The organism is Chitinophaga sancti, assembly GCF_034087045.1.
GTDB lineage: Bacteria > Bacteroidota > Bacteroidia > Chitinophagales > Chitinophagaceae > Chitinophaga > Chitinophaga sancti_B.
The window spans coordinates 2,185,996-2,197,849 of the sequence record NZ_CP139247.1 but is presented as its reverse complement, the minus strand read 5'-3'; the positions used below and the strand labels follow the sequence as shown (position 1 = coordinate 2,197,849).

Here is an 11,854-nt window from a genome sequence, read left to right as displayed (position 1 = left end):
TTGAGGATAAAACGTTGCAGAGAGAGAGATGTTACAAATTGCCCCAAACAAAAGTCCCGTTCCGGAGTAACCGGAACGGGACCATATTCAATCAGATACTAATCATGATTATGCATTCACTTTACCTTTTGCCTTTGCCATTTCTTCTTCAGCAACAGCATTTGGAGCAGGAGAGTAGTGAGAGAACTCCATGATGGAAGTAGCACGACCGGAAGACAGGGAGCGCAGCTGAGTTACATATCCGAACATTTCTTTCAGAGGTACTTTAGCTTTGATTACCTGTACACCGTTTCTCATTTCCATACCTTCCAGCATACCACGACGACGGTTCAGGTCACCTGTTACGTCACCCATGTATTGGTCTGGGGTCTGAACTTCTACTTTCATGATTGGTTCCAGCAGAACTGGTTTTGCTTTACGACCTGCTTCACGGAAAGCTGATCTTGCAGCCAATTCGAAGGATACTGCATCGGAGTCAACCTGGTGGAATGAACCATCATACAGGCGAACTCTCAGGTTATCCAGCGGGTAGCCAGCCAGTACACCCTGGTTCATAGCAGACTCAAAGCCTTTCTGTACCGGAGCAACGAATTCTTTAGGGATGGAACCACCAAAGATATCGTTGATGAACTGGAATTGTTTACCGTCGTTCTCTTTCAGCCATTCTGGATCAGCAGGGCCGAGTTCGATCTGGATGTCTGCGAATTTACCGCGACCACCAGTTTGTTTCTTATAAACCTCACGGTGTTCAACCTTCAGTGTGAATGCTTCCTTGAAAGCAACCTGAGGTGCACCCTGGTTAACTTCTACCTTGAACTCGCGACGCATACGGTCAACGATGATTTCCAGGTGAAGCTCACCCATACCGCTCAATACGGTCTGGCCGGTTTCTTCATCAGTTTTAGCTTTCAGAGTAGGATCTTCTTCTACCAGTTTAGCGATAGCCAGACCCATTTTGTCCATATCCGCCTGGGTTTTAGGCTCGATAGCGATGTGGATAACTGGTTCAGGGAAGGTCATAGATTCCAGTACGATAGGATTTTTCTCATCGCACAGGGTATCACCTGTTTTGATATCTTTAAAACCTACAGCAGCACCGATATCACCAGCTTCGATGAAGTCGATTGGATTCTGCTTGTTGGCGTGCATCTGCATGATACGGCTGATACGCTCATTTTTACCTGTACGGGTGTTCAGTACATAAGAACCAGCATCCAGGTGACCGGAATAAGCCCGGAAGAACGCCAGACGACCTACGAATGGATCGGTCATGATTTTGAACGCCAATGCTGCGAATGGTTCTTTTGCATCTGGCTTACGCTCGATCTCATTACCATTGTCAGGATCAGTACCTTTAACCGCTTCGATATCTACTGGTGAAGGCAGGTAACGACATACGGCATCCAGCATTTTCTGTACACCTTTATTTTTGAATGAAGAACCGCACAGCATTGGGATGATAGCGATATCGATCGTTGCTTTACGGATAGCTTCGTGAATTTCATCTTCAGAGATAGTGTTAGGATCTTCGAAGAATTTCTCCATGAGTTTGTCATCGTATTCAGCAACAGCTTCTACGAGTTTAGCTCTCCATTCTTCAGCCTCATCCTTCATATCAGCAGGAATTTCGATTTCCTGGTAGGTAGCACCTTTACCTTCTTCGTCCCAGATGATACCCTTCATGGTGATCAGGTCAACCACGCCTTTGAAAGTATCTTCAGCGCCGATAGGCAGCATCAGTGGAACCGGATTTGCACCCAGCATTTCCTTCACCTGTTTTACCACGTTCAGGAAGTCAGCACCGGCACGGTCCATTTTGTTTACGAAACCTACACGTGGTACACGGTAGCGGTTAGCCTGGCGCCAAACGGTTTCAGACTGTGGTTCAACGCCGGATACAGCGCAGAACAAAGCCACCAGACCATCCAGTACACGCAGGGAACGTTCAACCTCAACGGTGAAATCCACGTGACCTGGAGTATCGATGATGTTAAATTTGTATTCTTTTGTATCTGGCTGGAGCTTTCCCTGGGTGGTTGGGAATTTCCAGAAACAGGTAGTAGCAGCAGATGTGATGGTAATACCTCTCTCCTGCTCCTGCGCCATCCAGTCCATGGTGGCGGCACCTTCGTGCACTTCCCCTATCTTATGGGATTTACCTGTGTAGTACAGGATACGCTCTGTGGTAGTGGTTTTACCCGCATCAATGTGCGCCGCAATACCAAAGTTTCTCTGAAATCTTAAGTCTGCCATAATATTAAAATGACTGTATAATAATGCAATTTGGGGGGCAAAGGTAATTCATTTTTGCTAATAAATAAAACCGGCAACTTTGCCAAATTGTTATTTCAGTAGCAGAATACTTACGCGACCCTTTAGTTACAAGGTTTAAAAAATTGGTATATATGAGAAAAGGAAAAACATCCCCCAGTATAGCCCAGAGGATGTTTCCCTTATATCTTTATAAACCATCTACCGTAAAACGGCAGTAGATTTAGATCCTGAAGTGAGAGAATGCCTTGTTAGCTTCAGCCATACGGTGAGTATCTTCTTTCTTTTTGAAAGCAGCACCTTCACCTTTTGCAGCAGCTACGATTTCAGCAGCCAGCTTTTCAGCCATGCTCTTACCATTCCTTTCACCTGCGAAACGGATCAACCATTTCATAGACAGGGAGATCTTTCTGTCAGGACGAACCTCAGAAGGGATCTGGAAGGTAGCACCACCGATACGACGGCTTCTAACTTCAACGGCAGGAGTTACGTTTGTGATCGCTTTCTTCCACACTTCGTAACCATTATCGTTAGTGATCGTGCTCACTCTGTCGATCGCATCGTAAAATATCCTAAAGGCAATGCTCTTTTTGCCCTGCTCCATCACGTTATTAACAAACCGGGTAACCTGTTTGTCGTTAAAGCGAGGATCCGGAGCCAAAGGCATCTTTTTCGCGGCTTGCTTTCTCATTTATTTGGAAAATTTCAAATAGTTATTATAAATTATTTCTTAGCCTTTTCCTTTTTGGTACCATACTTGGAACGGCTCTGCTTTCTGTCTTTCACACCAGCAGTATCGAGGGAACCACGAACGATGTGGTAACGAACACCCGGTAAATCTTTTACCCTACCACCACGGATCAGTACGATAGAGTGCTCCTGCAGGTTGTGTCCTTCACCAGGGATATAAGCGATCACCTCTACTTTGTTGGTCAAACGCACCTTTGCTACCTTACGCAGTGCAGAGTTTGGCTTCTTAGGGGTGGTTGTGTACACACGGGTACAAACACCACGGCGCTGTGGACAGCTATCTAAAGCCCTGGACTTGGACTTAGCCCGGATAATTTCTCTTCCTTTTCTTACTAATTGTTGTATAGTAGGCATTCTACCTAAGTTTTTTTTTCTGTCGGTTTACAATGACATCCAAATCACCCAGAATGGGAATTTGGGAGGGCAAAGGTAACACGAACCTTGTTAATAACAAAATGTTTTGAACATTTTTTTGAAGGAAATCATGTCATGTACTGATTAATTCCGTGACAATATCCGTCCATTCCATGTCCAGCGTAGATTCCGGCATACTTCTTCCCGCTCTGTTGTACCAATACCGGGCGTTTCCCCGGTCGCCTTCTTTCCTGTGGAGGTAGGCATGCACCCAGGCAGCCGTATCATTATCCATATGCTCGATAATGTCGTGTGCCTGTTGCCAGTTCCCTTTACCATCCCACCACAAAGCCTTCAAATAAGGTGAAATCTCCCCAGGAGGAGCGGCATGATCCAACGACGCGATGAAAGATACCATGGTCATAGGGCGCAAAGGTACTAAATAGCTTTGTGTTTCCATCGTGCGGTTGGTGAAAATAAAAGCTAACCCGTCTGTATGCCGTACATAACCCGTAGATATCCCGCCTCTTTATAGATACGGGATATCTACGGGTTATGTACGGGATATAGGCGGCTTATAGGCGGCTTATCTCCCTTAGAGACTTAAGGATGTCTTACCGGATAAGTATTTCAGCCGACATATATAAATAAAGCCGTCTTTGTGCAAAGACGGCTTTATATAAAAGAGAAAGACCATCTACTCGCGCAGATGGCCTTTCAATTCAACACAACTAAGACTATTTTGAGTAAGTTCCTACTTTGTAATTCCAGTGACGGGTATCTTCCGCTTTACCCGTACGGATCGCATCCAGCCTTTCCAGCAACTCATCTCCTACCTCATATTTGGTAGTATCCAGTCTGATCTGGTGCTCTTTGTAATCCAACTCCTGTACATAAGCTACACTGGCAGCTGTACCGGTACCAAATACCTCGCGGAGGGTACCCGCTTCATTCGCAGTTACCAGCTCCTCGATCGATACCGGCCTCTCCTCTACTGTCAAGCCCATATCTTCTAATACAGACATTACAGCAGCGCGTGTTACCCCAGCCAGAATCGTGCCTTGATTCAAATCCGGCGTTATGGCAGTGTTCCCTATTATGGCAAACACATTCATTGTACCGCATTCCTGTAAGTATTTGAATTCCAATCCATCCACCCACAGTATCTGATCGTAACCCTGCTTGCGTGCCTGCATGGTTGGGTACATTACCCCGCCATAGTTACCTGCTGCTTTGGCAGCACCTACACCACCAGGAAAAGCACGAATATATTTGTCCTGTACCAGCAATTTAATCGGTTTATTAAAATACGGACCGGACGGCGAGTTAATAATAACAAATTTATACGTATCTGAAGGCCTTACACCAATAAATTCATCAGCGGCAATCATAAAAGGACGTAAATACAGGGAACAACCATCATTAGTCGGTACCCAATTCCTGTCCAGATCGATCAAAAGTTCCATCCCCCCTATAAAAAGCCACTCCGGCACTTCAGGCATCCCCATACGCTCTGCAGAACTGTTAAAGCGTGCATAATTATCGTATGGACGGAAAATCATCGGATTGCCCTCCTGATCTTTGTAGGCTTTGATGCCTTCAAAAATAGCCTGGCCATAGTGCCATGCAGCATTGGAAGGACTCACTGACAGGTGGCCGAAAGGCAGGATCTCTGCATTCTTCCACTCTTTCCCATCAAAATCTGCTACCAACATATGGTCGGCATATTGCTTCCCGAAGATAAGGTTATTGAAGTCTATTTCCCCAATCCTTGAGTTCTTTGTGCGGGTTACCTTAATTTTTTTTAAGGCTTCTTCCCCTACCCTGTTTTCTGTTTGTTTATCTACTCCCATCATAATAAAGTGCTGTTAATTTGTTTTGGATGTATGAAAGGAAGGCGAAATCTACAATCGGAAATCGCGCATCTGAAAATGAATAGACTTAAATTTGCTCAATTCGTCAAATGCAAATAAAGCAAATTTTTCCCCAAAGGGGGCCTTTACATTCAATTTAAACTATATATGCATGTCTTTTGATCAAGTACAGCTGGATCCATACTTTCTGGCCAGGATCTTCACCCAGCCTATCATACCGGGGGAAAAAGCACCTGTTGCCACCACTCCTGCTGTCATTCCGGACGTGAAATTTTTAGGTGAAAATCAAAAAAACATTGCGCTATTCATACAAAATGAGGGGGGAGCGTACTTAAACGAAGAATTATTTAACCTCCTCACCAATATTTTAAATGCCTGTAAACTGGGTATGCAGGATATAGCACTGATAAATATAGCCCATTACCCTGCCATGGCCTTTACATCCTGGCAATCGGCCGTAAAAATGAAGCAGGCTGTGTTTTTTGGCATCCCTCCTGCTACCATGGGTCTGGAAGATTTCCCTGTTTACCAGATGATCTCCGCCAATGGCTGCCAGTTATTGCATTCAGACGATCTGCAGCTCATCGCACAGGATAAGATGTTGAAAGGAAAGCTGTGGGGAGGCCTGAAACAATTGCTGGGGATATAAATCTGTAACTTACATTCATGAAGCTAGTATTCGCTACCAACAACGAAAATAAAATAAAGGAAATCCGCTCCATGCTGGGCGACGCGTTCGAGATCATCACCCTACAGGAAGCCGGTATCGACATTGATATTCCGGAACCACACGATACCCTGGAAGAGAATGCCCGGGAAAAATCAGTGACCATCCACAATATGACTCACCAGAACTGCTTCTCTGAAGATACAGGGCTGGAAGTATTTGCATTGAATGGCGCCCCCGGTGTACTATCCGCCCGCTATGCAGGCGAGCAGAAATCTGCCGAAGACAATATTGAGAAGGTGCTGCATGAAATGAATGGCAAATCCGACCGCCGTGCTCATTTCAGAACCGTCATCTCCCTTATTCTCGATAACAAAGAATACCAGTTCGAAGGTATCTGCCCCGGCACTATCCTCACCGAACGCAGAGGTGGCAAAGGCTTTGGCTACGATCCTATCTTCGTTCCTGATGGTTCTGCCCTCGCATTTGCCGAAATGGACATGGCCGGCAAAAATGTTTTTAGCCACAGAGCCAAAGCATTCCAGAAACTGATTGCCTTCCTCAAGGCTCACTGATAATATACATAAATGGCCAGAGTAAAAATTGAGCTTCCCGAACAAATGGATTTTCACACCCAACTCCCTGTAAGGATTGGGGATATTAACTATGGCGGTCACGTAGGTAACGATGCCATTCTCTCTATCATTCACGAAGCACGTCTTCGCTTCCTTGCCAGTTTCGGGTATGGTGAACTGGACAAAGATGGTCAGGCAGGCCTTATCATGGCCGATGCCGCCCTCGTATATAAAGGTGAAGGCTTCCACGGCGATATATTTGACATCGCTGTAGGCGCCGCCGATTTCACCCCTTTTGGCTTTGATCTTTACTACCGTATTACCACTATCCGCGGGGATAAAACCATCCTGATCGCAGAAGCCAAATCCGGTATGATTTACTTTGATTACAAAACCAGAAAAGTAGCCCGCCTGCCCGAAGAGTGGAAACAAACTCTTTCACCCGTTAAATAAATATCGCGCATGGACTTTGATCAATTGAAGAGCATTATCACTACCCGTCGGAATATCAAGCCGTTTTCTATGAATGGCAAACACATTCCGGACGAACAAATTCAGGCTCTCCTTGAACTGGCTGACTGGGCCCCTACTCATGGTTATACTGAACCATGGTACTTTCCGGTGTTTAGCGGCGATGCCGTAAAACGCTTTTGTACAGCTCACGCTGAGCTATACAAAGCCAATACCGCCCCTGATAAATTTATCCCGGGCAACTACGAAAAATTGAAAACACAGGGCGACCTGGCCTCTCACGTAATCGTACTTTGTATGAAGAGAGGCAACAAACCAGGTATTCCTGAAATTGAAGAGATTGCTGCCGTTTCCTGTGCTGTTCAAAACCTGTGGCTGGGTGCTACCGCCCTGGGACTGGCTGGCTACTGGGGCTCCGGTGGTATGACCTTCTCTCCCGCCATGAAAGATTACCTTTCTCTGGGCCAGGAAGACAAGGTACTCGGTATCTTTTACCTCGGTTATTCCGATGAACCCCTACCTGAAGGCAGACGCTTAAAGCCAATGTCTGAAAAAGTGAAGTGGGAAAAATAAAAATCCGGTACTTTTATTGATATGGCTTTGGGTGCTCACAACTTACTCAAAGCCATATTCTTTTTAATCTGCTAATACATGAAGGTCAGATTAACCTTACTCCTGCTATTCTTGTGTCATGTAGTATTGCTGCACGCACAAACCCCTGCTTCCAAGCCCCTGGACAGCGCGACCCTGAGCAAAATCATTTCACAACAGGTGAAAGACAGCTCTTCAGGTAAATCTAAACTACACCTTTCTGATACCTCTGTGGCTGTGCTGATCACCCGACTGGAAAGTTATACCCTCATGCTTAATGAGGTAATGAGCATACTGAAACGAGGGATGGATACCTCTGAGATCAGTGAACGACTCCCTCTGATCGATTCTTCTCTGAATGTAGTGAAGCGGGATATTACCGCCCTTGGGAGTACCCCGAATGTAATGGACCTATATACAAACAGGGTCTTACTCGTTCAATTGGAATGGCGGCTGGATAACTGGCAAAGCCAGTTATTCAAATACTATGATAAATTAGTAAACATTACAGATACCCTACAGCAATTGCGAAAGGATACCACCATGAGAGATATACCTGCGGAAGATGAACTGCGGGATATTTATGTGGGGCAAATGGCCACACTGATCACCAAATGGAGACAGGTGGACAGTGCGAACAAGCGCAATTTATTGTTCCTGGGATTATTACAGAATAAAGTGGCGAAGCGGTACCTGGAATCCACCAACCTGCTAGAGGATATGGATTTCCAGTTGTCGAGGTATAGTGTGCGGATGTTCGATAAAGATTTCAGTTATCTGTGGGAACCGCCGCTGCCAGGGAAAAAGGGACCGACTTTCCCACACGTACTACAGCGATCACTGGCGAAAAATATACATGTGTTGCAGATCTTTTTTGCTATCAGAAGACCGATGATCCTATTCTGGTTCCTGGCGGCAGTAGGGTTTGCATGGTGGGTGATGTCGAATATAAGACGGATCAGAAGAGATCATACCGGTCCGGAAGCGGAGACCATACTGCAACAGATCAGGTATGTAATTGTGCATCCGATAGCGGGCACATTGTTGTTGATGGCCACCCTGTCGGCCATGCTGAATATTCAATACCCAATATTATTTTCGGAAATTACATGGGGTATAGCGGTGATTTGCGCTGCTGTTATTATTAGAAAGTACCTGCCAGGACATTTGTTCAGAAGATGGTTCCTGCTCGTATGTTTGTTAGCGTTATACTGTGTGAATAACCTGTTGATACAGGTCACATTTACAGAGCAGTGGGGCATCTTTACTGGTGGCATACTCGGTATGATCTTAGGTTATTACCTGTTACATAGCATTGAGCAAACCAAACTGCCATTCCCGAAATATGCAAAACATGCGGTGTGGATCTTTATGATGATGAGTGGATTGTCATTGTTCCTGGTGATCATTGCGCGGGTCACTGCGGCAAAGATCTTTGGTGCGGCGGGTGTGGTGAGTATTACCATTTCACTGGCGATTGTGTTGACGGTGGAGATACTGATGGAGGCCATTTACCTGCATGTGGAAGCGAATAAACATTCCAGTACGTTTGTATCTTTCCTCGATTATCAGCATATCAAGGCAAGGCTGAAATCGATCCTGTATGTAATAGCAACAGTGGGATACCTGACGCTGATAGCCAGGAACCTGTACATATATGACGCCTTGTATGAACTGGTAGCAGATATACTGGTGGCAGAACGGAAGATAGGCAGTTTTGCTTTTTCTTTTGGAGGGGTGATTGTGTTCCTGTTGATTATATGGGTGTCTTCGGTAGTGAGTCAGTTATTAACATTCTTATTGGGATATACCGGCAATAATGTACCGACCCGCAAAGGCTGGGGTTCTTACATGTTGTTACTACGACTGGCTGTTTTAGGTGCAGGTGTATTGCTGGCGTTTGCAGCTTCGGGGATACCGTTGGATAAGCTGGCGATTGTCGTGGGGGCATTGGGTGTAGGTATTGGTTTTGGATTACAGAATATTGTAAATAACCTCGTGTCGGGGATTATACTGGCTTTTGAAAAACCAATTGAGGTGGGTGATACCATTGAATTGGGAACCCGTACAGGTGTGGTAAAGGAGATTGGTATCAGGTCCAGCAGGATTTCGGCGGGTGATGGATCGGAGGTGATCGTGCCGAATGGAGAACTGATTGCGCAACAGCTGGTGAACTGGACATTGAGTAACCGTTCACGGAGAGTAGATATCAGTGTAGGTGTGACGTATGGTGCGGATATTAAAAAGGTGATATTGGTGATGAAACAATGTCTGCAACAGCATGAAGGGGTCATGGCGGCGCCGGAGCCCACAGTGCTACTAAGTAACTTCAGAGATGGGGCAATGGATTTTCAGGCATTCTTCTGGATCAACGATCTGGGTCAGGCAGGGAGTATGAAAAGTGCGGTGCTGACGTCAATATATGCTTCCCTGCAGGAAGCGGGCATTACGATTGCACATCCTACACCACAGCAGGTGCAGATAAATATGGATCCCATGTTCTGGCAACAACAGCACCCCAATCCACCAACACCATAGTTTCTGAAAGCGTATTCACGCTTTCAGAAACAAAATGATGAAAACCTGCCACGGGAAAATCGGGTAATATCCATTAAATGTCTTCACTATAACGCAAGGTAGCATCTGGCACACTGTATGATGTATCAGTATATAAAGCTAAGATTATGAAAAACTTACAACTTGCGTTACTGGGTTTTGCCATCATGCTGTTAAGCAGCTGCGAAGTAGTAGGCGGTATTTTTAAAGCCGGTGTTTGGACAGGGATCATTGCGGTAGCAGTTGTGGTGTTCCTGATCATATTTCTGATATCCCGTGGACGGAAGTAACAGAGCCACTGATATATCCGTTGGCATAAAACTCCTCCTTGATGCGGGACCATATCCACGCACGGCCCTTGCCTGATTTAAGCAGCCATTCATGTTTCATTGCGGAGATCTTATCCTCAAAGTTTTGCATATAGATGACCTCCCATGGCCTGTACTGCAGGGTACCTTTCTGGCGCCCATGCACATTGTGAAAGTGAAATCTTTTAACAAGATCAGTCGTGTGTCCGGTATAGATTTTCTGGTACCTCCGGGAAAAAAGGATATAAACGGTATACATATTAATGGTTAAGCCATGAAACACAAAAGGTTACCCTGTGTCGGAGGTAACCTTTTGTATTCCTGTATTTCATAGAGAAGCAAAGATACTTATTTTATCCGGGCAAGGCGGGCATAAATTTCCATCATACCCGTTTGTCCTAATAAATCTTTGTCCGTCTTACGGCCTACCAATCCTCTTTCATCACTTTCGGTAGTCCATACCTTGTCGGCATCTTCCTGCATTGCATTGATATACTGTCGGTTACCATCCACAGCATACAGTGCTTCGTACCCTCTGAGCAGGACAGCATTGAACCAATAGGAATATGGAAACCTGCCCTGGTGGAAAAAGTGAGCATAACTGCCGGCTGCTATGTGTTGTGCAGCTTCCAGGTAATGCTTATCCTTTGTAATATGATATAGTTTGACATTGGCTTCCAGCATCGTGCCCGCATTGTAGGTGTAAGTAGCGGAGTCGATTTTTAACGATGGCACATGGATCATGTCGTAATAAAAACCTTCGGGCGCCTGCAGGTATTTGTTAACCCAATTGTACAACAGCAGCGCCGTATCGAGATAGCTTTTCTGGTGGGTAGCCTGATATAACTGTAAGGCTACCAATACGCCTGGGCCATTGGAGCAGGTGTTTTTACCACCTTTATCTCCCTCTTTCCAGTATAAACCACCACCGGAAATGGTATCAAAGCCCGTCATCATAAATTTATAAATTTCCGTGGCTTTTTCAAGATACCATTTCTTCTTTGTGCGCTTATACGCATCCAGGTAAGCGATGGCAATCCACTGATTGTCGTCATAAAACCTGTCTCCGCCCTTTTCTTTCACAACATAGGAGTCATAACCCGGTGCGGGGGCTTTCTTGTCGTAATAGGCATTAATGGCTGTAATAACGGTGGGCATGTAGTTTTTGCCCGGGTGAATGGCTTCCATTTCGTTGGCTGCCTGGATCAAACCACACAAAGGCCAGAGATAGGAATGTGGGTTTTCTCTCTTTTCCTTGTCGGTGGTTTCGTAATAGAGTTTGTTTTGCGCGTCATACAGATTCCTGGTGACTGCTGACCAGAGTGTGTCTGCGTGAGTTTTGTTGGCAGATGACTGCGCGAAAATGCTGCTATGAACGCATAGCAGCATCATGAGACCTGAGTATTTAAGCATGCTTGTGGATTTTTATATCTCCGG

At 45.5% G+C, this 11,854-nt stretch carries 13 protein-coding genes; 6 read left to right on the top strand and 7 right to left on the bottom strand.

Going from position 1 to position 11,854, the window contains the following annotated elements; genetic code table 11:
• Nucleotides 1-108: 108 nt before the first annotated feature.
• The 5 genes from fusA to SIO70_RS09205 all read right to left on the bottom strand — a co-directional run bounded on the left by fusA (nucleotide 109) and on the right by SIO70_RS09205 (nucleotide 5,231).
• Entirely contained in the window at nucleotides 109-2,253 is a 2,145-nt protein-coding gene (gene fusA / locus SIO70_RS09225; RefSeq protein WP_320580616.1) for an elongation factor G, read from the bottom strand.
• A gap of 241 nt (nucleotides 2,254-2,494) precedes the next feature.
• A complete protein-coding gene (gene rpsG / locus SIO70_RS09220; RefSeq protein ID WP_320580615.1) occupies nucleotides 2,495-2,962 on the bottom strand; it encodes a 30S ribosomal protein S7 in 468 nt (155 codons plus the stop codon).
• A 32-nt stretch (nucleotides 2,963-2,994) separates the two neighbouring features.
• On the bottom strand, nucleotides 2,995-3,375 hold the full coding sequence (rpsL, locus tag SIO70_RS09215) for a 30S ribosomal protein S12 (protein ID WP_012789278.1): 381 nt from the start codon (nucleotides 3,373-3,375) through the stop codon (nucleotides 2,995-2,997).
• A 133-nt stretch (nucleotides 3,376-3,508) separates the two neighbouring features.
• On the bottom strand, nucleotides 3,509-3,835 hold the full coding sequence (locus tag SIO70_RS09210) for a hypothetical protein (protein ID WP_320580614.1): 327 nt from the start codon (nucleotides 3,833-3,835) through the stop codon (nucleotides 3,509-3,511).
• Between the two features lie 277 nt (nucleotides 3,836-4,112).
• On the bottom strand, nucleotides 4,113-5,231 hold the full coding sequence (locus SIO70_RS09205; protein ID WP_320580613.1) for a branched-chain amino acid aminotransferase: 1,119 nt from the start codon (nucleotides 5,229-5,231) through the stop codon (nucleotides 4,113-4,115).
• Between the two features lie 169 nt (nucleotides 5,232-5,400).
• On the opposite strand from SIO70_RS09205, the gene SIO70_RS09200 reads away from it, so the two are divergent.
• From SIO70_RS09200 to SIO70_RS09175, 6 genes are all read left to right on the top strand, one after another.
• Nucleotides 5,401-5,898, top strand: coding sequence for a hypothetical protein (locus SIO70_RS09200; protein ID WP_320580612.1), 498 nt, complete (start codon nucleotides 5,401-5,403; stop codon nucleotides 5,896-5,898).
• Nucleotides 5,899-5,915: 17 nt separating this feature from the next.
• A complete protein-coding gene (gene rdgB / locus SIO70_RS09195) occupies nucleotides 5,916-6,491 on the top strand; it encodes an RdgB/HAM1 family non-canonical purine NTP pyrophosphatase (RefSeq protein ID WP_320580611.1) in 576 nt (191 codons plus the stop codon).
• 12 nt (nucleotides 6,492-6,503) lie between these two features.
• A complete protein-coding gene (locus tag SIO70_RS09190) occupies nucleotides 6,504-6,944 on the top strand; it encodes a thioesterase family protein (RefSeq protein WP_320580610.1) in 441 nt (146 codons plus the stop codon).
• Between the two features lie 9 nt (nucleotides 6,945-6,953).
• Nucleotides 6,954-7,535 (top strand): nitroreductase, encoded by a 582-nt coding sequence (locus SIO70_RS09185; RefSeq protein ID WP_320580609.1) that lies wholly within the window; start codon nucleotides 6,954-6,956, stop codon nucleotides 7,533-7,535.
• 78 nt (nucleotides 7,536-7,613) lie between these two features.
• Nucleotides 7,614-10,091: a mechanosensitive ion channel family protein gene (locus SIO70_RS09180; RefSeq protein WP_320580608.1), complete on the top strand. Its 2,478-nt coding sequence runs from the start codon at nucleotides 7,614-7,616 to the stop codon at nucleotides 10,089-10,091.
• A 146-nt stretch (nucleotides 10,092-10,237) separates the two neighbouring features.
• Nucleotides 10,238-10,399 (top strand): phosphatidate cytidylyltransferase, encoded by a 162-nt coding sequence (locus tag SIO70_RS09175; protein WP_083721056.1) that lies wholly within the window; start codon nucleotides 10,238-10,240, stop codon nucleotides 10,397-10,399.
• On the opposite strand, the gene SIO70_RS33390 is transcribed toward SIO70_RS09175, so the two are convergent.
• Together SIO70_RS33390 and SIO70_RS09165 are read right to left on the bottom strand one after the other, a co-directional pair.
• Nucleotides 10,368-10,676, bottom strand: coding sequence for a GIY-YIG nuclease family protein (locus SIO70_RS33390; RefSeq protein WP_414017915.1), 309 nt, complete (start codon nucleotides 10,674-10,676; stop codon nucleotides 10,368-10,370). The two genes, SIO70_RS09175 and SIO70_RS33390, sit on opposite strands and share 32 nt — an antisense overlap.
• Nucleotides 10,677-10,765: 89 nt before the next feature.
• The gene (locus SIO70_RS09165; RefSeq protein WP_320580606.1) at nucleotides 10,766-11,830 is read right to left on the bottom strand and encodes a glycoside hydrolase family 76 protein; all 1,065 of its coding nucleotides are present in this window, start codon (nucleotides 11,828-11,830) and stop codon (nucleotides 10,766-10,768) included.
• Nucleotides 11,831-11,854: the final 24 nt, after the last annotated feature.

Coding starts and splice junctions, on each gene's coding strand:
- fusA (WP_320580616.1), bottom strand. CDS start 2,253: ATGGCAGACTTAAGATTTCAGAGAAACTTTGGTATTGCGGCGCACATT.
- rpsG (WP_320580615.1), bottom strand. CDS start 2,962: ATGAGAAAGCAAGCCGCGAAAAAGATGCCTTTGGCTCCGGATCCTCGC.
- rpsL (WP_012789278.1), bottom strand. CDS start 3,375: ATGCCTACTATACAACAATTAGTAAGAAAAGGAAGAGAAATTATCCGG.
- SIO70_RS09210 (WP_320580614.1), bottom strand. CDS start 3,835: ATGGAAACACAAAGCTATTTAGTACCTTTGCGCCCTATGACCATGGTA.
- SIO70_RS09205 (WP_320580613.1), bottom strand. CDS start 5,231: ATGATGGGAGTAGATAAACAAACAGAAAACAGGGTAGGGGAAGAAGCC.
- SIO70_RS09200 (WP_320580612.1), top strand. CDS start 5,401: ATGTCTTTTGATCAAGTACAGCTGGATCCATACTTTCTGGCCAGGATC.
- rdgB (WP_320580611.1), top strand. CDS start 5,916: ATGAAGCTAGTATTCGCTACCAACAACGAAAATAAAATAAAGGAAATC.
- SIO70_RS09190 (WP_320580610.1), top strand. CDS start 6,504: ATGGCCAGAGTAAAAATTGAGCTTCCCGAACAAATGGATTTTCACACC.
- SIO70_RS09185 (WP_320580609.1), top strand. CDS start 6,954: ATGGACTTTGATCAATTGAAGAGCATTATCACTACCCGTCGGAATATC.
- SIO70_RS09180 (WP_320580608.1), top strand. CDS start 7,614: ATGAAGGTCAGATTAACCTTACTCCTGCTATTCTTGTGTCATGTAGTA.
- SIO70_RS09175 (WP_083721056.1), top strand. CDS start 10,238: ATGAAAAACTTACAACTTGCGTTACTGGGTTTTGCCATCATGCTGTTA.
- SIO70_RS33390 (WP_414017915.1), bottom strand. CDS start 10,676: ATGTATACCGTTTATATCCTTTTTTCCCGGAGGTACCAGAAAATCTAT.
- SIO70_RS09165 (WP_320580606.1), bottom strand. CDS start 11,830: ATGCTTAAATACTCAGGTCTCATGATGCTGCTATGCGTTCATAGCAGC.